Annotated in this window: 21 protein-coding genes and 2 pseudogenes; 8 read left to right on the top strand and 15 right to left on the bottom strand. The window is 60.8% G+C overall.

Annotated features, from left to right (window positions below; translation table 11 throughout):
• Nucleotides 1–26: 26 nt before the first annotated feature.
• From ccsB to YWC_RS0124385, 7 genes are all read right to left on the bottom strand, one after another.
• The gene (gene ccsB / locus YWC_RS0124415; protein ID WP_027867730.1) at nt 27–1,187 is read right to left on the bottom strand and encodes a c-type cytochrome biogenesis protein CcsB; all 1,161 of its coding nucleotides are present in this window, start codon (nt 1,185–1,187) and stop codon (nt 27–29) included.
• 71 nt (nt 1,188–1,258) lie between these two features.
• Nucleotides 1,259–1,888, bottom strand: coding sequence for a class I SAM-dependent methyltransferase (locus YWC_RS0124410; RefSeq protein ID WP_084416574.1), 630 nt, complete (start codon nt 1,886–1,888; stop codon nt 1,259–1,261).
• A 19-nt stretch (nt 1,889–1,907) separates the two neighbouring features.
• Entirely contained in the window at nt 1,908–2,606 is a 699-nt protein-coding gene (locus YWC_RS0124405) for an MBL fold metallo-hydrolase (protein ID WP_027867728.1), read from the bottom strand.
• Between the two features lie 45 nt (nt 2,607–2,651).
• Nucleotides 2,652–3,455, bottom strand: a complete 804-nt coding sequence (locus tag YWC_RS0124400; RefSeq protein WP_027867727.1) for a sulfite exporter TauE/SafE family protein — start codon at nt 3,453–3,455, stop codon at nt 2,652–2,654.
• Between the two features lie 27 nt (nt 3,456–3,482).
• Nucleotides 3,483–3,920: a YeeE/YedE family protein gene (locus YWC_RS0124395; protein WP_027867726.1), complete on the bottom strand. Its 438-nt coding sequence runs from the start codon at nt 3,918–3,920 to the stop codon at nt 3,483–3,485.
• A 13-nt stretch (nt 3,921–3,933) separates the two neighbouring features.
• A complete protein-coding gene (locus YWC_RS0124390; protein WP_027867725.1) occupies nt 3,934–4,365 on the bottom strand; it encodes a YeeE/YedE family protein in 432 nt (143 codons plus the stop codon).
• Nucleotides 4,362–4,721 (bottom strand): ArsR/SmtB family transcription factor, encoded by a 360-nt coding sequence (locus YWC_RS0124385; RefSeq protein WP_051306730.1) that lies wholly within the window; start codon nt 4,719–4,721, stop codon nt 4,362–4,364. The genes YWC_RS0124390 and YWC_RS0124385 overlap by 4 nt, the downstream gene beginning before the upstream one ends.
• 286 nt (nt 4,722–5,007) lie before the next feature.
• Here YWC_RS0124385 and YWC_RS30705 point away from each other — a divergent pair.
• The 3 genes and pseudogenes from YWC_RS30705 to YWC_RS0124370 all read left to right on the top strand — a co-directional run bounded on the left by YWC_RS30705 (nt 5,008) and on the right by YWC_RS0124370 (nt 8,369).
• Nucleotides 5,008–6,672: pseudogene (locus tag YWC_RS30705) on the top strand (bifunctional protein tyrosine phosphatase family protein/NAD(P)/FAD-dependent oxidoreductase).
• A gap of 63 nt (nt 6,673–6,735) precedes the next feature.
• Nucleotides 6,736–7,203 (top strand): methyltransferase family protein, encoded by a 468-nt coding sequence (locus tag YWC_RS0124375; RefSeq protein WP_027867723.1) that lies wholly within the window; start codon nt 6,736–6,738, stop codon nt 7,201–7,203.
• 431 nt (nt 7,204–7,634) lie between these two features.
• Nucleotides 7,635–8,369: an OBAP family protein gene (locus tag YWC_RS0124370; RefSeq protein ID WP_156923877.1), complete on the top strand. Its 735-nt coding sequence runs from the start codon at nt 7,635–7,637 to the stop codon at nt 8,367–8,369.
• 90 nt (nt 8,370–8,459) lie between these two features.
• Here YWC_RS0124370 and YWC_RS0124365 read toward each other — a convergent pair whose 3' ends face one another.
• Together YWC_RS0124365 and YWC_RS0124360 are read right to left on the bottom strand one after the other, a co-directional pair.
• Nucleotides 8,460–9,416, bottom strand: a complete 957-nt coding sequence (locus YWC_RS0124365) for a c-type cytochrome (protein ID WP_027867721.1) — start codon at nt 9,414–9,416, stop codon at nt 8,460–8,462.
• A gap of 2 nt (nt 9,417–9,418) precedes the next feature.
• The gene (locus YWC_RS0124360) at nt 9,419–10,117 is read right to left on the bottom strand and encodes a c-type cytochrome (protein ID WP_036215871.1); all 699 of its coding nucleotides are present in this window, start codon (nt 10,115–10,117) and stop codon (nt 9,419–9,421) included.
• Between the two features lie 538 nt (nt 10,118–10,655).
• Between YWC_RS0124360 and YWC_RS0124355 the strand changes: the two genes are divergently transcribed.
• The 5 genes from YWC_RS0124355 to YWC_RS0124335 all read left to right on the top strand — a co-directional run bounded on the left by YWC_RS0124355 (nt 10,656) and on the right by YWC_RS0124335 (nt 14,291).
• Nucleotides 10,656–10,904: a hypothetical protein gene (locus YWC_RS0124355; protein WP_027867719.1), complete on the top strand. Its 249-nt coding sequence runs from the start codon at nt 10,656–10,658 to the stop codon at nt 10,902–10,904.
• Nucleotides 10,901–12,400, top strand: coding sequence for a cbb3-type cytochrome c oxidase subunit I (locus YWC_RS30700; RefSeq protein WP_036215868.1), 1,500 nt, complete (start codon nt 10,901–10,903; stop codon nt 12,398–12,400). The genes YWC_RS0124355 and YWC_RS30700 overlap by 4 nt, the downstream gene beginning before the upstream one ends.
• 67 nt (nt 12,401–12,467) lie before the next feature.
• Nucleotides 12,468–13,085: a cbb3-type cytochrome c oxidase subunit II gene (locus YWC_RS0124345; protein ID WP_027867718.1), complete on the top strand. Its 618-nt coding sequence runs from the start codon at nt 12,468–12,470 to the stop codon at nt 13,083–13,085.
• The gene (locus YWC_RS30695) at nt 13,075–13,731 is read left to right on the top strand and encodes a c-type cytochrome (RefSeq protein WP_169728154.1); all 657 of its coding nucleotides are present in this window, start codon (nt 13,075–13,077) and stop codon (nt 13,729–13,731) included. Before YWC_RS0124345 ends, YWC_RS30695 begins: the two co-directional genes overlap by 11 nt.
• Entirely contained in the window at nt 13,728–14,291 is a 564-nt protein-coding gene (locus tag YWC_RS0124335) for a hypothetical protein (protein ID WP_027867717.1), read from the top strand. The genes YWC_RS30695 and YWC_RS0124335 overlap by 4 nt, the downstream gene beginning before the upstream one ends.
• On the opposite strand, the gene YWC_RS0124330 is transcribed toward YWC_RS0124335, so the two are convergent.
• The 6 genes and pseudogenes from YWC_RS0124330 to YWC_RS33625 form a co-directional block, all read right to left on the bottom strand.
• Nucleotides 14,269–15,156 carry a CopD family protein gene (locus YWC_RS0124330; RefSeq protein WP_027867716.1) on the bottom strand — a complete coding sequence of 296 codons (888 nt, stop codon included), beginning with the start codon at nt 15,154–15,156 and terminating at the stop codon, nt 14,269–14,271. The two genes, YWC_RS0124335 and YWC_RS0124330, sit on opposite strands and share 23 nt — an antisense overlap.
• A complete protein-coding gene (locus tag YWC_RS34235; protein ID WP_169728153.1) occupies nt 15,128–15,547 on the bottom strand; it encodes a copper resistance CopC family protein in 420 nt (139 codons plus the stop codon). The genes YWC_RS0124330 and YWC_RS34235 overlap by 29 nt, the downstream gene beginning before the upstream one ends.
• 260 nt (nt 15,548–15,807) lie before the next feature.
• Nucleotides 15,808–16,809, bottom strand: coding sequence for a cytochrome d ubiquinol oxidase subunit II (cydB, locus tag YWC_RS0124325; protein WP_027867715.1), 1,002 nt, complete (start codon nt 16,807–16,809; stop codon nt 15,808–15,810).
• A 7-nt stretch (nt 16,810–16,816) separates the two neighbouring features.
• Nucleotides 16,817–18,232, bottom strand: coding sequence for a cytochrome ubiquinol oxidase subunit I (locus tag YWC_RS0124320; protein ID WP_027867714.1), 1,416 nt, complete (start codon nt 18,230–18,232; stop codon nt 16,817–16,819).
• 304 nt (nt 18,233–18,536) lie between these two features.
• The gene (locus tag YWC_RS0124315; protein WP_036215864.1) at nt 18,537–19,364 is read right to left on the bottom strand and encodes a cytochrome c oxidase assembly protein; all 828 of its coding nucleotides are present in this window, start codon (nt 19,362–19,364) and stop codon (nt 18,537–18,539) included.
• 5 nt (nt 19,365–19,369) lie between these two features.
• Nucleotides 19,370–19,795: pseudogene (locus YWC_RS33625) on the bottom strand (DUF2243 domain-containing protein).
• Between the last annotated feature and the right edge of the window lie 152 nt (nt 19,796–19,947).

The raw sequence follows: 19,947 nt of genomic DNA, 5'->3' as shown, positions 1-19,947 counted from the left end.
TCGAGCTTCTACAAAACCCGGATGGTTCACAGCTCCCCATACGAGTGCAGCCCCGACAGGAACATGTTTACGCCAATGAATGCGAAGGTAGTCACCAGCAGGCCAACCACCGACCACCATGCAGCCACGCGGCCGCGTAGTCCGTTCATCAGGCGCAGGTGCAGCCAGGCCGCGTAGTTGAGCCAGACGATCAGCGCCCAGGTCTCCTTCGGGTCCCAGGACCAGTAGCCACCCCAGGCCTCCGCTGCCCAGAGCGCGCCCAGGATGGTGGCGACGGTGAAGAAGGCGAAGCCGACCGAGATCGATTTATGCATCACGTCGTCCAGCACCTCCAGCGAAGGCAGGCGGTCGGCCAGGATGCCGTGCGATTTCAGCAGGTAAGCGCATCCGACCATTGCGGCCAGCGCGAAGGTGCCGTAGCCGATGAAGTTGGCCGGCACGTGGATCTTCATCCACCAGCTCTGCAGGGCCGGCACCAGCGGCTGTATCTGGGCGGCATCGCGTGACACCGTATACCAGAGGAGGAAGACGACCGCGGCGGCGATGATCAGCAGGACGAAGGCGCCCAGCTGGAGCGTGGCGTAGCGCTCTTCGTAATACAGGTGGAACAGCGCGGTGATCAGCGCGAACAGGATGAAAACTTCGTACAGGTTCGACACCGGAATGTGTCCGATATCCGCTCCCATCAGGTAGGACTCGAACCAGCGCACCGCCATGCCGGTGAAACCCAGCACCACGGCGGCCCAGCACAAACGCGAGCCCAGCGCACTGCTGGCATGCGAGCGCGCCAGCATCCCGATCCAGTAGAACACGGTCGAGAACACGAACAGCACGCTCATCCAGAGGATGGCCGACTGGCTCGACAGCATGTATTTCAGGAAGAAATTCTGTTCCGCCGCTGCCAGTGAACCGTCGTAAAGCGACACGGCCCATAAGGACAGGAGCGCAGACAGCGGGAACAGCCAGCGCACCGGCTTCCAGTGCCAGCCGAGCGCGGCCAGCGTCGGCGCGGTCAGCAACAGGATCGCGCGCTCGTAGCCATCCATGAAAGCGGCATAACGGTTCAGCGCAAACAGCGCGGCGGCCAACAGGCCGGCGCCGAACATCCAGTCAACGCCCGTTAGACGCCGAAAATAGCCGGGCGCCTCCTTGTAGACGGCGCCCGGATTCGGTTGGGATGCTTCCATGCTTGTCTCCATCAATCGTTCTTATAAAAGTGCGTTGTTGGCGCAGGCCGGCAGGCTGCCCCACGTCGCGACTACAGGGCTTTTCTGCCGACCAGGCCGATGAGTGCCGAACGCCCCGCATGTTGCGTTCCCTCGGCCAGGTTTGCCTCGTAATTCAGGAGCTCGACGATGTCCAGTGAGCCGAGTTCCGCGCGTAGTATTTCCTCGGTATAAAGGTTCTCCAACACTCCAGGACCGCCCGTCTTGTAGTCGAGTTGCATGGGCGTATATCCCTGCAAAATCAGGATGCCGCCCGGCTTCAACGTGGCGATGATGTTTGCGAACAGTCGGGCCCGCATGCGTGGGTCGGCAAACTGAACGAAGATCGCCGCGACCACATCGTAAGATGCCGGCTCCCAGCTCCAGGCATCGCAATCGGCAATGTGAAAGTCAACTGCCACCTGTGCATCGCTGGCGAGCTGCCTGGCCTTCCCGACGGCCACCGGCGAGAGATCGAACGCGTCTACGCTCAGGCCCTGGCGTGCGAGCCAGACACTATTCCGGCCCTCGCCGTCCGCGACCGCCAGCGCCCGCATCCCCGGCCGGAGCAGGTGCCCCTGACTGGCCAGGTAGTCGTTGGGCGCCGTCCCGAAGAGAAATTCGGGTGTGCCGTATCGCTGGTCCCACAGGCTTGCCACCTTTGCAGCTGTATCTTCTGTCATCACAATCCTTGTTCATGCGTCAGACGCTATGCGGCAAACCGAGGTTTTGGTTCGCCGGCACGGCGACGTCGATCCGTTTCGGTTTTGGCAGGTTCAACTCGCCCATCAACTGGACGAACTCCTCACGGCTGCGGTTGGCCAGGCGCGCGTTGTTCTGCTTCTCCCAACCGATCGTCGATACCACCTGCCCCTTGTAGTCGTGCCCCGGCCACATCAACATGTCGTCTGGAAGCGAAAAGAGCTTTTTCGTCACGCTGTCGAACAAGGCGTCGGCACTGCCGCTCTGGAAATCCGTACGACCGCAACCGTTGATCAAAAGCGTGTCGCCGGTGAACACGTTATTGCGCCACACATAGCTCATGCTCCCGCCGGTATGGCCGGGTGTGTGCAAGACTAGGATTTCTTCGCTGCCGAAGCGGAGCACATCGCCGTCATTCAACTGGACGTCGGCAGGAGGAATACCGCAGCCGCTCGGGACCGCAGCCTTCGCGCCGGTCAGCTCGCGCAGTTTGCCGGCCGACGTGACGTGATCCGCATGGGCATGCGTCTCAAGGACGTAAGCCAGCTTCAGGCCGAGGCGCCGCAGGTGCGCCAGGTCGCGCTCCCAGTGCTCGTCGACGGGGTCGATCAGCACTGCCTCGGCACCAGCCTGGGTCGTGAGAATATAGGTAAAGGTCGAAGACTCGGCGTCAAACAACTGAATCGGTCTGAGATTCATGGCAGTTCTCCTTGAATAGGATAAGCGCCGCATGGGCGGCTAAGATTATCGGTACAGTACCTTGGCGATCATGCCCACCGCGACGAGTGCCGACACAGCGGCAAAACCGATCTGCAACTGCGGACCGGCGAGCCGGTCCGATACAATGCGGCCGCCCAGCATGCCGGCCAGTGCCCCCGCGGCAAACGGTAGGGCCACCGCCCAAGTCATCGAGCCGGCAAACGCACTTGATGCAACGCCGGTCACCGACACCAGGGCGATCACCGCAAGTGAAGTCGCCACGGTCGATTGCATATCCAGGTTGGTATACCGCTGCAGCGCAGGCACCATTACGAAGCCGCCGCCAACACCGAGCAGGCCGGACAGCAAGCCCGCGACCGTGCCGGACAGGGCAAGCGAACGCGCGCAACGCGCAGTCCAGACAAAGCGGCCTGTGCCGCTGTCACGCATGCATGGCTGCTCGAGGTCGGCAGTGTTTCGCTGGACAGACGTTTTGCCGGTGGCGCGTCTAAAGGTTTTGAAAGCCACGAACAAGAGGACGAGTGCGAACAGTACGCTCAACCAGCGATTATCGATACGGTGCGCAAGCCACAAACCGACCGGCGACAACAGCATGCCGGTCGCCGATATCAGAATCGCGGCCCGGTAGCGCACGATGCCGGACTTCAGGCCCAGGACGGCCCCTAGCGCAGCCGCCATGCCTACTGCCAGCAGGCCGATCGGACCGGCCTGGGCAACCCCCATCTGCATGCCAAAGACGAGTAGCGGCACAGCCAGAATGCCGCCGCCGGCACCAGTGAGCGCGAGCACCACGCCGACCACCAGACCAAGTCCCAGACTGATCAGCATGACGTGGCCCTCACCGTGGCGCTGCGGTTACGCACGTTGCTTGCCCGGGGCAGCTGGCAGGCGCTGCAGCAGCTCGAAGATCGCCATCCCGGCCAGCAGTGCGCCGGTAAAGATGAGCGGCTTCTCGCCGCCGCCGACCAGCGAGACTAGCGCCGGTCCCGGGCAATAGCCCGCCAGGCCCCAGCCTACCCCAAAGGTCAGGCCGCCGAACACCAGCCGCCGGTCGATCTGCGTGGCGGTCGGCAAGCGCATCGCCTCGCCGAGCAGCGACTTTTTGCGCCCGGCGGCAAAGTGGAATGCGATCAAGCCAACTACGATCGCGCCACCCATGACGAATGCCAGAGAAGGATCCCAGTCACCAGCAAGGTCGAGAAAATTCAGGACTTTCGCAGGGTCGGCCATACCTGACACGAGCAAGCCGATACCGAAGACAAGCCCGACGATCAATGCCATTACGATCTGCATGAGAATTCCCTCCTTAAGCCATCAGGTGGCGTACGACATACACGGTGACGAAGCCGGCCAGCATGAAGCTTGCCGTGGCGACCAGGGAACGCGGCGAACGCCTCGACAGTCCGCATACGCCGTGGCCGCTGGTGCAGCCGGCCCCATAGCGCGTTCCCAGTCCGACCAGCAACCCGGCGACAATCAGGGTCCCGGTGCCGGCTTCGATGCGGGCCTCAGGCAGGGTGGCAAACATCCCGTACACCAAAGGCGCACCGAGCAGCCCCCCTAGAAACGCCACACGCCAGGCAATGTCGCCGCGCAGCGGAGCTAGTAAACCACCAAGCACGCCGCTAATGCCGGCAATCCGGCCGTTGAACAGTACAAATAGCGCAGCCGACAGACCGATCAGCAAGCCGCCAAACAGCGACGCCCACGGCGTGAACTCGCTCCAGTTGATGGTCATGATTTACTCTCCTTCATCGTTTTACAGTACAGCTCGTACAAAACTTCCATCACCGCCATCGCTTCCCTGCTCGCTATGCTGTAATAGATCTGCTTGCCCTCGCGGCGGGTGCGAACCAGCTGTTCGTCTCGCAGAACGCCTAACTGTTGCGAGAGTGTGGGCTGGCGAATGCCGGTCAAGGCTTCCAGCTCGCTGACACAGAACTCTCCCTGGGTCATCTGGCAAAGCAGAAGCAGGCGGTCGGGATTGCCCAGCGCCTTCAACAGGCCACAAGCCTGCTCCGCGGCACGCCGCATCGATTCGATATCGATGCCGTCAGCAGGACACAGCCCTCCTTCTTCAACCTTTGTCAGCATCCTATTCACCATTCAAAATACATTTTTATAGTATATCGCGTTTCGAAATATTTTCAAGTATATTGTCACTTGTGCCGGCGATCGGGGACATTACGTGTGCGTCCCGGATCGGGAGTCAGGCGTATGCTTATGGTTGGCACCTGAATTGCTGCAGGCGAGAAATTGCTAAAAAGAAAATTTATAACGTTCCTTGATCCGCATGGCCGGGCAGCGGCGCTCCTTCTGGCGGCCGTCAGCTCGTAAGCACAGTTCGTCAGACGGCAAAATATACCATCCAGGAGATCCTATGAAATTCAAGCAGCTCAGCCCGGACCTCGCGGTCTCGCAACAGGTTCAACTTGAGGACATTCCCGCCTTGGCACAAGACGGTTTTCGTTCAATAATCTGCAACCGGCCAGATGGCGAAGGACCGGACCAGCCTGCGTTCAGCCAGATCGAACAGGAAGCTGCACGGTTCGGCATGGAAGCAAGGTATCTTCCTGCGGCACCGGACAATGTCACCGACACCCATGCGGTTGCGTTCAAGCTACTGATGGCCGAATTGCCAAAGCCGGTACTCGGCTATTGCCGCACCGGGCGGCGCTCGACGTCGATGTGGGCGCTATCCCGTGCGGGCGAGGAATCCCCCTCCAGGCTGTTGGAGGCAGCCTCGCAGGCCGGCTACGATCTCGGCGCACTCGCACCGCGCCTGGAAAAAAAATAAATGGAGGCAGATATGTCCGGATCACATGAGGTGCTCATCGTCGGCGGCGGCGCGGCCGGGATTGCAGTCGCGGCCAGTCTGCAGGCGCGCCTTCCCGGCATCGACATCGCAATCGTCGAACCTGCCACCACCCACTTTTACCAGCCCGGCTGGACCATGGTCGGGGCCGGAATTTTCAAGGCCGGCGATACCGCGCATGACATGGCTTCGGTCATGCCGCGCGGGGTTCGCTGGATCAAGGTTGCGGCCGCCGAGTTCGCACCGGAACGCAACGCAGTGGTGCTTGCCGACGGCAGCGAGGTGGGTTACCGCAGCCTCGTGGTGTGCCCCGGCTTGAAGCTCGACTGGCAAGGCATCGAGGGCCTGACCGATGCGCTTGGCCGCAATGGCGTCACGTCGAACTACCGCTTCGACCTGGCGCCATATACCTGGAAACTAGTGCAGCAGTTGCGGCGCGGCCGCGTCCTGTTCACCCAACCCGCCATGCCGATCAAGTGCGCCGGAGCGCCCCAGAAAGCGATGTATCTGTCGGCGGACCACTGGAAACGTGCAGGTGTGCTTGACGAAATCGATATCGACTTCTGCTCCGCCGGCGCAGTGCTGTTCGGTGTCGCGGACTATGTGCCGGCACTCATGGAATACGTGCAGGCCTACGGAATCAGGCTCAACTTCGGCGAGAACCTGACCGCGATCGACGGCGAAAGCAAGCGCGCTACTTTCACCCAGACAGGGGCCGACGGGGTCAAGCAGACGGTCGTCAGGGACTTCGACCTGATCCATGTGGTGCCGCCCCAGGTCGCTCCCGATTTCCTTCGCAGCAGCCCCTTGGCCGACGCTGCCGGATGGGTCGACGTCGATCCTGCCAGCTTGCGCCACCGTCGCTACGACAACATATTTGGACTTGGGGACGCGTGCAATACCACCAACGCCAAGACCGCCGCTGCTACACGCAAGCAGGCACCGGTAGTGGCGCACAACCTCCTCGCCCAGCTGGGCAAGGCCCTGGGGACGGCGAGCTACGACGGTTACGGTTCCTGCCCGCTGACCGTGGAACGCGGCAAGATCGTCCTGGCCGAGTTCAGCTATGGCGGCAAGCTTGCGCCGAGCTTCCCGCCCTGGCTGATCGACGGCACCAGACCGTCGCGCCTGGCCTGGCACCTGAAAAAGGACATCCTTCCGCCACTCTACTGGGAGTGCATGCTTAAAGGACGCGAATGGCTGGCTCGGCCGCAGACGTCACAAGCCTGAGCCTTGGGTGGCGAGCGGTACGGCTCGGCCCACGCTCGCCTCCCGCGGAAAACCGGAGATGACGTGAATCGAGACGGTTTCGGCAGTCGCGGCGAAGCCTGGGTGCTGATCCAGGCCTTGCTGCTGGTACTGTTCCTGTTGATGCCCCGGGTTGGGCCGGCCTGGCCTGCCCCGGCGCTGTTCCGCATCCTGGGAGCGGCCGCTGTGCTGGGCGGAATCGCCATTCTTGGCAGTAGTGCCGTCTCACTTGGAAAATCGCTCACTCCTTTCCCACGGCCCTTGCCTACCGCCCGACTCGTCACAAGCGGGGCCTACCGCCTGGTGCGGCACCCGATCTACTTCGGCCTGCTGCTGGCCGCGCTTGGGATCTCCCTGTTCACATCGAGTCCTCTGCGGCTCGGCTTAACCTTGCTGCTGGGCGTATTCTTCGACCTCAAAGCCACACGCGAGGAAAAGTGGTTGCTGGAGCGTTATCCCGACTATCCGGCCTACCAGGCAACGGTCAGGAAACTGCTGCCCTACCTCTACTGACAACTGACGCGGGTGTCGGGTAGGTCGTGCGTCAGCGCCTGTGCTGGTGCTGCACGATTGGCTCGCAGCGGTCAGGAACATGCAATTCCTGGCTAGCCCGTGCCACATCAGACGACCACCGCGAGCAAGCTAACTGACGTCGCAACCAGCTTCGGCATCCTGAACACAGCACGAGCGCGGCAGCGCTTACGTGCGCCACCCAGCATATAAAGCGTGTTAGCGTAATACCAATCCTTAAGCGAGCGCTGGCTTCGCAGCAGATTCCCTATTCAACGTACATCATCAATTGTTCGGCGCCAATTTGGTTGACCGCTACGCTGCTATCCGAAGGAAAATCATTTACAGAAATATTTATACGTGAGGAGCTCGAAATGAAATTGAACGCATATGTGGCTGCGGTAGTTTGTCTCGCTGGACTTGGGAGCGGATGCATGACGTCGCAGACCGGCTCAGCACCGAAGACCACTCCGGCGGGCGAGGCAAAATACGGCGATACCAAGATGCTCGAGGCTGGCGCGAAGATCTTGCAGAGTAATGCACCTCTCAAAGGATTCGATGTGTATCTGGATGGATTCCATCCAATGAAGGACAAGCCAGAAATGCAGATGGAGGCCCACCACTACTGCAGTCAAGTGAACGAGGACTTCGCGCAGTGTGTCCTCTTCGATGGCAATACGAGAACCGCCAACATGAACGGTGTCGAATATATTATCTCGGAAAAGCTGTTCAATACCCTGCCGCAGGAGGAACGGAAATACTGGCATCCGCATAACGGAGAAATCCTGTCCGGCCAGCTGATTGCGCCAGGCCTGCCAGAAGCCGCCGAACATGCCCTGATGAAGAAGAAAATGAACAGCTACGGCAAGACTTGGCATGTCTGGCATACGGGAAATCAGGGCATGCCAGGCGACAAAATGCCGCTGGGTGAAGCCATGCTTGCTTGGTCGTTCAACCGCGATGGAGAAATCATGCCTGGCCTGGGCGAGGCGCGCGACAAGCAACTGAACGTCGATACGGCCAAGAAGCGTGAGCAGCGTGCCGACCTCCGCGCGCTCGCCAGGCCGCAATCAGGCGTGGATGATCTAAAGGGTAAATTCCCGAGACCGACGAAAGATATCCCTGGCGTCGTTGATCAGAAAGCCGCCGGCACAAAACCGCTTGACTGATGTGTTTTGATTGGAACTGACGCCGAAACAAGAGGCAGGTCTCCTGCTCGATGCAGTCCTCGACGAGCGAGCGGGTAGCCACAGCCGTTCTTACGGAGCGGGTTTCCCTGGGGCCACAGACTTGCTCCCAAGAACGTAACCATTCACTTCAATCCCGTACAGTGAAGTAGGTTCATCATGGTATTTCTTGCGCGTTTCGGCGACCGATCCCTTGAAGCGCGGATCCTGGGGCCGCTCGTGGCTGTTCATGAAGATCGCGACATCCCAAGCCTCCTGGTCGCTGAGCTTCCCGCCCTGTCCGAGCGGCATGTTGGCCTTGATGAAGCCGGCGGCGTTCTTGATGTCGTGCATGCCGGCACCCCAGTTGAAGGACTTTGGCCCCCAGAGTGGGGGAAAGACCGTCTTGCCGCCACTGACCTGGCCTTCGCCATTGGGACCGTGGCACACTGCGCAGTTCTGTCCATAGACCTTGGCACCGCGCGCGATGTCAGGCGGCATCGCCGGCTTAGGTAGTTTCGGATAACCCCGTCCCTTGACGTTCATGCGCACCGGCGCCCCGGTTGCGAGCCAGTAGGCATAGGTTTCCAGTGCGATCAAGGTTGGGTCGCCGAGTGGGGGAGCCTTGCCGTTCATGCTGTAGCGGAAGCATCCCTGTATCCGCTCGGCCAGTGTGTTGACGTGGCCATTCTTGCTTCGGTAGGCCGGATACGAGATATAGGCGCCCCACAAGGGACTCGAGTCAGCCTTGCGCCCGGCGTCGAGGTGGCAGTTCACACAATTCAGACTGTTGCCGACAAACTGGCGGGCGTTCTGCTGCGTATTCACAAAAATCTGCTGACCTTGCCTGACGACCTTGCCGAATTCGTCATTCGGAATGCTGTCGGCGGGCGGCGGCGAGAACGGGACCGGCTTCTTCGGCGCCATCGATTCGGCCGGCGCCGCCGGTTCGGGAGGCCCGTCCTTGCTGCCGGCCACTTGTTTTGCGGTTTGCCCCACCGCGCTTGCGGCCACGCACAGGATTGCCAGCTGCAATCCAAGCTTACGCATCTTCATTTCATGCTCCTTCCGGGGTCCGTTCCCTGCGCCTGGCCGGCAAGACCGAAGTGATTGGCAATGGCGATCACGTCCGCATCCGACAAGCGCTTTGCTACCGCCCCCATGAGATTGCCGGGTCCGCCAGGGCGCTTGCCGGTCTTGAATGCTCGCAACTGTGCCGCGATGTAGGCCGCGGACTGGCCTCTCAAGGGCGGGAACACGGCGCCAACCCCCTGCGCTGCGGGCCCATGGCACTGTATGCATGCGGGTATGTTCTGCTCCCAGCGCCCGCGCATGATCAGAGAGCCGCCGGCATCGCGCGCCATGCCCTGCCCGGCCCCGGGGGCGCCAGCCACGGGCGCCCAGGGCAGTGAGCCATAGAACAGCGCCAGCGCCGTCTTCTCGGATGGAGTCAGCCTTGCCGCGATCGGGCTCATGACGCCATTCGGTCGATAGTCGCGCGCGAAATTACTCAGCTGCTCTTCGATGTAGCGCGGATTCAGGCCGGCCAGCCGGGGAAAGCCCGCCGCTGGATTGCCCTCACCGGCACTGCCGTGACAGGCCACGCAGGCAAGCGCACCTTTGGATCCGCCACGTGCCGCGATCACCGCTCCCGTTGCGCTGTCCGATTGCGCGTAAGCAGGTTGCAGCGCTTCGAACGCAATGGATGCCATTAACGCCATGAAAACCGTACGATTCGTTATCTTCGGCATAGGCTTGGCTTTTCTTCGAATACGACTTCTCGAAGCGCTGCTTGACTCCAGGGTGCCGTACACAGTCAGTGACGGTGTGTTCGCAAGCGGTCGAATCAGTCGACTGTGGCTAGACTGTGTTGCCTCCAGATTGCCGATAATTCAAGCAAGCCCCGGATCGTAGGTGGCTCGGGCTGTCTGCCGGTTCGGCAGGTGAAATAATCGTACAGGAAAACCATCGTTGTCCCGCGCACGGATACGCATCGCTGCGCTTGAGCGCTGATTCGAGTAGCGATGGCAAGCAATCGAATCGGTCACTGACGCAATCGTGCGCGACTAGGGATACTGATGATGATATTTTTATCATGGTAAGCGCTGGCACGATATCGCTTGCGCCAGTCGGATGTGGCCCTCGTGTTCCATGGCGTGGCCTGATTCGCGGGCGGCAACCATGGTCGCAGCCTTATATTGGCCACACGGCCCTTGGCAGCATGGCAGCATGGCTCCATGGCAGTGGAGCCTGCAAACGCTGGTTGAACATTACTAGACCAAGGAACTTATGTTTGCGAACTCGCCCGCCGTCGTCGTCCTCGGCCTCATCATCGGTCTACCCGCCGTGTTCCTGCTGCTCTGGGCTAGCGTGAACGGATATTTCGATGCGCCCGAAGCGACCGCCTACGTCATCTTCGAAGACGGAGAGCTGAACCAGTTGCGCCCGTGGGAAACGCCAACACAGGCGTGCGAGCGCGTGGCAGCATACGGACTGCCCGATCAGGAATCCCAGCCGGCCTGGAAGCAATGGCTATGAGCGCGGCCTCTTCCGAGCCGGGTGGGCCCCACCCGGTAGACGCGGCAACCCGGCGCGACAGCAGCCAGCCCCATAGCGAGATGCGCATGTCCGTGCGCAATGCCGCCCGCTTCGATGCGTCCAGCCGCGCGCCCGTGCTTCTGGGATTCGCGCTGGCCCTGTTCTGGCTGCTTGCCGGCTCCTTGCTGGGCGATATTGCAAGCTTCAAATTCGATTTCCCCGACTGGCTTTCCCAACCGGCCGCCATGACTTTCGGGCGGGTGCGCCCGGCCCACCTGAACGTGATGATCTATGGGTGGGCCTCGACTGCCATGTTTTCGGTGTCGCTCTGGATCATTCCGCGCCTGTCCTGCACCGTCCTGCACTGGCCGCGCCTGGCCGGCGCGGGCATCCTGGTCTGGACGCTGGGTGTCCTGATCGGGCTGATCGGCCTGCTTTCCGGCCGCAGCGACGGCCTGGAGTGGCTCGAATTCGACCGCACCACCGCCGACCCTTTCCTCATCGCCGGCGCCCTGCTGGTCGGGGCGTCGATCTGGCGCACGCTGGCTGCGCGCCAGGTCAAGCACCTGTACGTGTCCGTCTGGTATGTGGCCGCTTCCTATCCCTGGTTCCTCATCATCTTCGTCGCCGGGAACCTGCCGCATTACACCGGGATCGATTCGGCCGCGATCAACTGGTTCTATGCCCACAACGCACTCGGCCTGTGGCTCACGACGGTCAACCTCGGCCTGATCTATTACCTGCTGCCGAAAATCATCGGGCGCCCGATCTATTCCTACTGGCTGTCGCTGGTGGGCTTCTGGGGGCTGGCGCTGTTCTATTCGCTCAACGGCATGCATCACCTCATCGGCGGCCCGATGCCTTCCTGGATGATCGCCACCTCGATCGTCGCCAGCATCCTGATGGTGATCCCGGTCGTCGCCGTCGGGATCAACCAGCACATGACGATCGTCGGCCGCTTCGGCGCCATGCGCTACTCCCCGACCCTGACCTTCCTCGTGCTGGCCGCCATGTCGTACACCGCAGTGTCCCTGCAGGGCATCATGACGGCGCTGGTCAGCGTCAACCGGGTGACGCACTTCACGCACTGGACCATCGCCCACTCGCACCTCGGCGTGTACATGTTCGTCACCATGAGCCTGTTCGGCGGCATGTACTACATCCTGCCCCGCTTGACCGGGCGCGAATGGCCGAGTGCCATGCTGATTCGCGCTCACCTGCTGTTGGTCGTCGGCGGAATGGTGCTGTATGTGGTCGCGCTCGGCGCCGGTGGCGTGCTGCAGGGCCTGGCCTTGCTCGACCCGTCGATACCGTTCAAGGCATCGGTGCTGGCGGCCAGGCCCTGGCTGGCGGCGCGCAGCGTGGCCGCCGTCATCCTCACAGCCGGTCACCTGGTCTTTGCGGTCCACGCGTTCATGCTCGTGCGCAGAAAACGCGGCGCCGAGATCGATCAGCCGGCCTTTTTCTTCATTCGTCCGGTGCTGGTGAAAAAGTGAACGTGACTCAGCCAAGCGATGTCGCCCCATGCCGGGCCTTCCACAAGACTAACGGGGGACGCGCCAGATGACCCGTATTTCGGTACTACTGCTCGGCGCACTGGCGGCCGTGATCTTTGCCCTGATCATCCTGATCATCCTGCCGACCACCCTGATGGCCGAGGTGCCGCACCCCGCCGGGCTGCGGCCCTATACTTCCCAGGAGCTGCGCGGGCGCGAAGTTTACATTGCGAACGGCTGCGTGTACTGCCATAGCCAGCAGTTGCGCGACCGCCACTTCACGGTCGATGTCGCGCGCGGCTGGGGCACCCGCTCCTCGGTGCCGGCAGACTATGTGTACGACAGCCCCCATTTGATGGGAACGATGCGGACCGGTCCCGACCTGTTCAATGTCGGAATCCGCCTGCCTGATCCGCAGTGGCAGCTGCTTCACCTGTACCAGCCGCGCGCCGTGGTGCCCTGGTCGATCATGCCCTCCCATCCTTTCCTGTTCCAACACAAGGAGTCGGCAGCGCCGGGCGATCAGGTGCTGGCCCTGCCGCCCCGGTTCGCGCCGGCCTCGGGCGTCATCGTCGCCACCCCCGACGCCAAGGCGCTGGTCGCCTATCTGCTCGCACTGAAGCACGATTATCCGGCGCCAGCCCACGACGCATCCGGTAGTCGGGAGGATGATGATGAACAATGAGGACAAGCCGCGGGAGGCGCCGGCGATCGAAGGGGAAGCGTCCACGCTGGACATCCACGAGGCTGTCATGCGCGAGTCAGACGACCCGGACGAGGGTGTCGATCCCGGTCCGCGCTGGTTCTATGCATTGCTCGTGTTTGCCTTGATCACCGGCGGCGTGTATTTCAGCCGGCACTACGGCAGCCTGGGTCCCGCGCCGCATCTCGGCTTTACCGAAGCGTTCGATACGATGCGCAAGGATCCCCGCTTAGCACAGCAGACAATATCTGGCGCGGCGATCTACGCTGAACGATGCGCGAACTGCCACCAGGCGTCCGGCTCCGGGATTCCCGGAGCCTTCCCTCCCCTGGCAGATTCTTCCTACGTGCTGGGCGACCCCACCGTTCCTACCTGGATGGTATTGCACGGCCTGCGCGGTCCCCTGACGGTGGAAGGCCAGGATTACGATGGCGTCATGCCCGGGTGGGCGGACAAACTGAGCGATAGAGAAATTGCCGCAGTGATCAACTTCATCCGCAACGAACTCGGCAAGAACAAGGCGCCCCCGGTCGACGCGGCATTCGTCGCTGGGGTGCGCCGGCAGACGCTCGCCGCCGCACCGCCCGCAGGCTCCCGACCGCACCCGACTACAGGAGCGCCGCAATGAAACCAGCATCGCCCAGCCGTGCTGCCGAAGAACAGGCATCGTTCACCGTATCGGCATTCTTCTGCGACGAGCGGCAAGCGCACGATGCCATGTGGGCCTGCCTCCGCCTCGGAGTTCCGCGCGACCTGATGGACGTGGCGGTCTCGGAAGACGCAGCAAAACAATTTTTCTCCGGCCAGGCCCAGCCCTACCGCGACGGATGGTTTTCCTGGGCCGGGCGCGGCGCGCTGGCCGGCCTGCTGCTGTCCGCCGCGTTCACGCTGGGACTCATCCTGTTCCCCGGCCTGAACACCTCGGGGTGGATGGCCATCGTGCAGTTCCTGGGGCCGGATATCGGCGTCATCGTCGGCGCCGCGCTCGGCGGGCTGTATGGGCACCTGCGCAAGACAGACGTGAAGCCCCAGATGAGGCGAGCGCTCGAACGCGCGGACGCGATGCTGATGCTGGTCCACCTGCAACCGCAAAGGGAAGCGGAACTGATCGGCCGCACCCTCGAGGCGCACCATGGCGAAAGCGTCCGCATCGACCAGGACTCGGCTAAGTCGGTGGGAGCTGAGTAAGCAGCGATGTCGCAAACACGACCAGTGCCGCAAAGAATACCTCGGAACTGAGTCCATCGTTGTAGCGCCGCTCCCACGACCGGTCGCCACTGTCGCGCAGCTGCCGCCGCAGCCCGGCCGCCGTCACGACAACACCGAGCACGGCGCCGAGCTTCAAGCCCAGCATCAGGAGGTAGGCGCCGCCGAGATAGGCGCCCTGCTCCTCGTATTGCACGTACAAGCGCACCAGCCCGGTCAACAGGATGGCGCCGAACATGGGCAGGGCGATACGGGAAAAGCGCAACAGGGCGTCCCGCTCCGGCGCCCATGTCTTCCCCAGCCGGCCCGCCACCAGCAGCGCGAGTGCACCAAGCCACATCAGCGCAAACGCCAGGTGCAGCAGGTCGATCCAGAGCGCGGGCCCCGACCAGCCATATTCGCCAGCGTGGCCTGCGAGCGCGAGCGCAAGGCCCATCCCGAGAACCGTTGCCCATGCGAGCGGGCGGTAATTCCCGAAGACCGTCCCCAGCACGAGGCATGCGGCGTAAGCCAGCCACGCGTTGCCGAAGGTGGTGCCGAGGAGCACTGTGTGGAGCTCGGCCAGCGTTGCAATCCCCAGGTCCTGCCCCTGTGGTCCGAACGGCGCGGCCAGCTCGACTGCGGTCGCGTTGAGCGCGATTAGCATCCCCACGAGCCCGCAAGCGGCTGCCGATATGCGCAAGCCCACCAATGATTTCAGGTCGACACCGCGGACCAGGTCCGGCCACACCCGGATGCCAAAACACAGGGCGAGGCCGAAGTATGCCAGCGCCCGCCCCAGCGCCCCGTCCAGCACGTGGGGATGGGCCCCGAGCGCCTCAGCGAACTGTAAAGTCCAGTTTCCCATCTTGGGAGTGCCCGTCGCGAGACAGTACCCGCCATCTTACCCTGTAGGGTCCGGGATCGAGCGCAGGTAACGCGGCACGCAGGCGCGCGCCATCCTGTTGGGTCACCAGGGCTTGCCACCGCCCCCCGCGGCGCAGCTCGATCCGGTTAAAGCGGGCTTCGGGCGGAGCGGAGAACACGAGTACGACCGCTGCTGGCGGTGAATGGACAAGCGCTCCCTGCTCTGGAACACTGCCCAGCAGTCGGGTGTGACCCCACGCGGGCAACAGCACCGTACAGGAAAGCAAGAACAGAAACCACTGCTTTGGCAGTCTTGCCAGCAATGGACGCCGCACGGAGTGCGGCGCTGACAAAACAGCCTGCCCTGCGGGCGGGGCTGGGGATTTTTCCATGCGCTGTGGATTTCCAATGATTACGATCGACCGGCTCAGCATACCCTGCTCAGCTGACGAATGGCGCACCCGAAGAGGCTTGGCAGAAGTCCGACAAGCTCGTGCGCACTATGCGCTCTTCAGCACAAAACGAATTAGCAAGGCGAGTACCGCGAGTACGCCGACGCTGACGGCCCATATCCCCACCATCCAGAGCAAACGGACGACAAGTGGCGCCGGCCTTCCTTCCTGATCCTTTCGCCCGCTCCTCGGCCATTTCATCAGTGGTATCCCTGGCTGTCGACTTTTCCGCGGAAAACCCAATATGCCCACGCCGTGTACGCAAGGATCATCGGCATGATGATGACCGTGCCGACCAGCATGAAAGCTTGGCTGCTCGGATCGGTCGCTGCATCCCAGATCGTCAGGGCGCCAGGTACGATATAAGGAAATATGCTGATTCCAAGCCCAAGGAAGCAAAGAAAGAAAACAAACAGGGCCAGCAGGAAAGGCGCCAGTTCCCGGCCGGACTTCATACTGCGATAGAAGGCATAGCTGGCAAGCGCGACCAGCAAGGGCACCTGTGCGACCAGCAGAACGTTCGGATAGGCGAACCAGCGATCGAAATACGCACCTTGCAGGAATGGCGTTGCGACACTCACGAGCACGACGGCTGCCAGGGTGCCGGCGCCTGTTTTCCAGGCAAGACGAGTGGCGCGCTGCTTCAGGCTCCCTTCCGTCTTGAAGATAAGCCACGTCGAGCCGAGCAAGGCATAGGCCACGACAACGCTTATCCCCGTCAGTATCGAAAAGGGCGTAAGCCAGTCCCACCAGCCGCCGCCGTATGCGCGTTCGCTGAGTTTCATCCCCTGCAGCAGCGCGCCCAGGATGACTCCCTGCGAAAACGCCGCAACGAATGATCCTCCTGTGAATGCAAGATCCCATGCCGGACGGTGCGCGGGATCTCGCCATCGCGCTTCGAATGCCACGCCCCGGAAAACCAACGCCAGCAGCATGGCAATGATGGGGGCATACAAGCCCGAGAGGATCACTCCGTAAGCCAGGGGGAAGGCGGCAAGCAGGCCGCCCCCGCCCAGCACGAGCCAGGTTTCATTTCCGTCCCACACAGGCGCAATACTGTTCATCGCCGTGTCGCGATCGACGCCAACCCGAAAGCAGGGAAAAAGAATGCCGATTCCCAGGTCGAACCCGTCCATCACCACGTACACGAAGACCGAGAAAGCAATGATGAATGCCCAAACGATTGTCAGATCAAGATTCATGGAACACTCAGCTCGGGATGTGGGTGGAAGTATGCGCAATGGCCGGCGCCGGCGTGATGCCAGCCGTTCGTACGGGCAAGTCCGGCAGCTCAGGCTCATGGGAGACAAGCGCCTTGGACAGGAGCTTGATTATGTAAAGCACGCCAGCCCCAAACACCAGAAAATAAATGACCACAAAGGCGGCCAGCGAGGCCGCAACGGCGGGAGCCGCAAGCGGCGATGCCGACTCGGCAGTGCGCATCAGGCCATATACCGTCCAGGGCTGGCGGCCAACCTCGGTTGTCACCCAGCCTGCCAGTACGGCAATCAGACCCGACGGCCCCATCGCTACGGCAAATCTTAGTAGCGGACGTGATACGTACAATCTGCCCCGATAGCGGGCATATAAACTCAATAGCCCGAGACCGGCCATCAAAAAGCCAAGCCCCACCATGATCCGGAATGACCAGAACACGATGCCGACAGGTGGGCGGTTCTCGAGGGGAACCGTATCGAGGCCCGCCAACGGCGCATGCAGATCGTGTTTCAGAATCAAGGACGAGGCCTTGGGAATTTCGATGGCGTAATCCACCCGGTTTAACGCCGAATTCGGAATGCCAAAGAGGATCAAAGGCGCACCGTCCTTGTGACTCTGGAAATGACCTTCCATCGCCATGACTTTGGCAGGCTGATGCTCGAGCGTATTCAAGCCGTGCATGTCTCCAATAATAATCTGCAGCGGCGCGACAATCGCGGCCATCCACATCGCCATCGAAAACATGATTCGGGCCCGTGGGTTGCCGCTGTTTTTCAATAAATGAAAGGCGCCGATACTGCCGACGATAAACGCCGTGGTGAGATAAGCGGCGGACACCGTATGCGCGAGGCGGTACGGAAAACTGGGGTTGAAAATGATTTCCAACCAGCTTCCGTTGGGAATGAACTGGCCGGCGGTGTTGATTGCGAACCCGGACGGGGTCTGCATCCAGCTATTGACCGACAGGATCCAGAAAGCCGAGAAGAAGGTACCCAAGGCAACCATGAGAGTGGCAAGGAAGTGCAGCTTCTTGCCGACACGATGCATACCGAACAACATTACTCCGAGGAAACCGGCTTCTAGAAAGAAAGCGGTCAACACTTCATAGGCCATCAATGGGCCGATCACCGGGCCCGCTCGGTCGGAGAAAACAGCCCAGTTGGTGCCGAACTGGTAAGACATCACGATGCCGGACACGACTCCCATGGCAAAGACGAGTGCAAAGATCTTTACCCAGTACTTAAACAAGTCCATGTACTCCGATCTGCCCGTCCTTAGCCATAGTCCTTCGAGCACGGCCAGGTAGCTTGCAAGTCCAATCGTTATTGCTGGAAAAAGGAAATGGAAGCTGACTGTGAACGCAAATTGCACACGTGCCAGCAACAAAGCAGTCGGAAGCTCAAACATGGTGTTCTTTCATGAATTTGGCGCGCCTTTTCTCGCCGCCCGACAAGCCTCAGTAGCTGAAGACGACAATCCGCTGTGCTTTGAGACACTGCAATGATATCGGCTCAGGTGACATCGAAAAACTAAGCACGACGGCATTCGCAGCGGCGGAAAAAGGCAAGTGCCGAGCTCATTGCTCAGCTGTCAACAAAGATTACGCAATTAACTCCCCATCCGCAAGCGGACAAATTGTCCCAGGGTGGAGCCGAATGAGCGATGAGGTGGGCATAGCGCTACTGCACGGGAAATATACCCGCGCTACATATCAAGCGCTTTTTGCCTGGAGTGATACCGAGCGGCCGCGCTCCTTGCGAAACCAAATCGCAAAGAATGCGATCGTGAGCAGTATTTCGGCAACATCGCCCCCGTAGTACATCAGTTTTGCCGATGCTTCTATTTCTGATATGTCGCGTCCAGTTCCTCGCGGAAAGCCATACGCGTACATTGACTTGGACAGGGTTGCGTGAACAGCGGTGCCAATGAAAAGCACCCCGAGGCGCAGAACAAGGCTAGGTCGATGGGGCGCAGGGTCGGGTCCGGCGATAGACCAGGTATAGAGGTAACCAGACAATACGAAATGGAGGTGAACCAAAAAGTGGATCGTCGGATTGGTCGTGCTTATCACGTAAAGAGGGCTCAGATAGAGTAGGCACATGGCTCCCATGTCCAACACGACCGCGGTGACAGGATGAATGAGAAACCGTACCGGCCTGGTATCGAGCAGGGCGACCAATCGCCTGGCTACCTCCGTGCGTATCGATCGCAGCAGTAGGGTCCCGGGGGCGCCGAGAACGAGCGCCAGCGGTGCAAACATGCCCAACAGCAAATGCTGAACCATGTGCCCGCGGAGGTCTGAATGGGCATAAGAAATAACGGCGGGCGACAGGGGAATTCCAAGGAGAATAATCCCGACTGAAAAGCTGGTTGTGCGCCACATGGTCCATGTGGAGGCCGAAGTTCTTGTTTTAATAACAGCTGCGAAATAAAGTAGTAACAGAGCCCCCAGTAAGAAAATTACCCCATAAGATTGTGGGCCGCTTGCATGATCGTGGGCGCGCAATGTCGCGTGCTCGACCGTACGGTATGCGTGCATTTACTTCACCGAGCGGCGGCAGACGAACGTACGCGCATTGCCATCACAAGGCCGACTAGCAGCAGTACCGCCCCAGCAGAATTCCATACAACGTCATAGGTCAACAAGTTATCGACTCCATATCGAATCTGATGCAACCGAAGAACTTTGTGATTAATCAATCCATCGAATAGCTGAAATGTGCCCAAGCCCAAGAACAACCCTGCCCACCCTGCACGCGAAGAAAAAACATGCTGGGACCGCAAGTTCGATAACATGAAAGAACCCGAGATCAAGAAAATCAATTCAGTGGAATGAAGCAAACCATCAGAGACCTAGCCAATTGCAGGTGTTGCCCGATCATAAAAATGATGCCAGCTGAGGATCTGGTGAAATATGATCTCATCCACCGCCGCCATCAAGCCTATACCTATCAAGGTTGTGGCGACCATGGATTTCTTAATATTTTGATAGGCTGGAAGCGGTTTATTTTCCATAGCAAGATCTCGTTTGGAGCGAAACAGATACATAAAATAACCGTGGGAACTCCGTTGCTATCGAGGGCGATGCACCATTACCAAGCCCGGACGGCATAATACAGGTG

The sequence above is a fragment of the Massilia alkalitolerans DSM 17462 genome (assembly GCF_000427785.1).
In the GTDB taxonomy this organism is placed as follows: domain Bacteria; phylum Pseudomonadota; class Gammaproteobacteria; order Burkholderiales; family Burkholderiaceae_D; genus Telluria; species Telluria alkalitolerans.
This window is presented reverse-complemented; position numbering and strand designations above follow the sequence as displayed.

Coding starts and splice junctions, on each gene's coding strand:
- YWC_RS0124365 (WP_027867721.1), bottom strand. CDS start 9,416: ATGCGTAAGCTTGGATTGCAGCTGGCAATCCTGTGCGTGGCCGCAAGC.
- cydB (WP_027867715.1), bottom strand. CDS start 16,809: ATGAATCTTGATCTGACAATCGTTTGGGCATTCATCATTGCTTTCTCG.
- YWC_RS0124390 (WP_027867725.1), bottom strand. CDS start 4,365: ATGACCATCAACTGGAGCGAGTTCACGCCGTGGGCGTCGCTGTTTGGC.
- YWC_RS0124410 (WP_084416574.1), bottom strand. CDS start 1,888: ATGACAGAAGATACAGCTGCAAAGGTGGCAAGCCTGTGGGACCAGCGA.
- YWC_RS0124385 (WP_051306730.1), bottom strand. CDS start 4,721: ATGCTGACAAAGGTTGAAGAAGGAGGGCTGTGTCCTGCTGACGGCATC.
- YWC_RS0124395 (WP_027867726.1), bottom strand. CDS start 3,920: ATGCAGATCGTAATGGCATTGATCGTCGGGCTTGTCTTCGGTATCGGC.
- YWC_RS0124355 (WP_027867719.1), top strand. CDS start 10,656: ATGTTTGCGAACTCGCCCGCCGTCGTCGTCCTCGGCCTCATCATCGGT.
- YWC_RS30700 (WP_036215868.1), top strand. CDS start 10,901: ATGAGCGCGGCCTCTTCCGAGCCGGGTGGGCCCCACCCGGTAGACGCG.
- YWC_RS0124315 (WP_036215864.1), bottom strand. CDS start 19,364: ATGCACGCATACCGTACGGTCGAGCACGCGACATTGCGCGCCCACGAT.
- ccsB (WP_027867730.1), bottom strand. CDS start 1,187: ATGGAAGCATCCCAACCGAATCCGGGCGCCGTCTACAAGGAGGCGCCC.
- YWC_RS0124370 (WP_156923877.1), top strand. CDS start 7,635: ATGACGTCGCAGACCGGCTCAGCACCGAAGACCACTCCGGCGGGCGAG.
- YWC_RS30695 (WP_169728154.1), top strand. CDS start 13,075: ATGAACAATGAGGACAAGCCGCGGGAGGCGCCGGCGATCGAAGGGGAA.
- YWC_RS0124400 (WP_027867727.1), bottom strand. CDS start 3,455: ATGCTGATCAGTCTGGGACTTGGTCTGGTGGTCGGCGTGGTGCTCGCG.
- YWC_RS34235 (WP_169728153.1), bottom strand. CDS start 15,547: ATGGAAAAATCCCCAGCCCCGCCCGCAGGGCAGGCTGTTTTGTCAGCG.
- YWC_RS0124330 (WP_027867716.1), bottom strand. CDS start 15,156: ATGGGAAACTGGACTTTACAGTTCGCTGAGGCGCTCGGGGCCCATCCC.
- YWC_RS0124405 (WP_027867728.1), bottom strand. CDS start 2,606: ATGAATCTCAGACCGATTCAGTTGTTTGACGCCGAGTCTTCGACCTTT.
- YWC_RS0124360 (WP_036215871.1), bottom strand. CDS start 10,117: ATGCCGAAGATAACGAATCGTACGGTTTTCATGGCGTTAATGGCATCC.
- YWC_RS0124345 (WP_027867718.1), top strand. CDS start 12,468: ATGACCCGTATTTCGGTACTACTGCTCGGCGCACTGGCGGCCGTGATC.
- YWC_RS0124335 (WP_027867717.1), top strand. CDS start 13,728: ATGAAACCAGCATCGCCCAGCCGTGCTGCCGAAGAACAGGCATCGTTC.
- YWC_RS0124320 (WP_027867714.1), bottom strand. CDS start 18,232: ATGTTTGAGCTTCCGACTGCTTTGTTGCTGGCACGTGTGCAATTTGCG.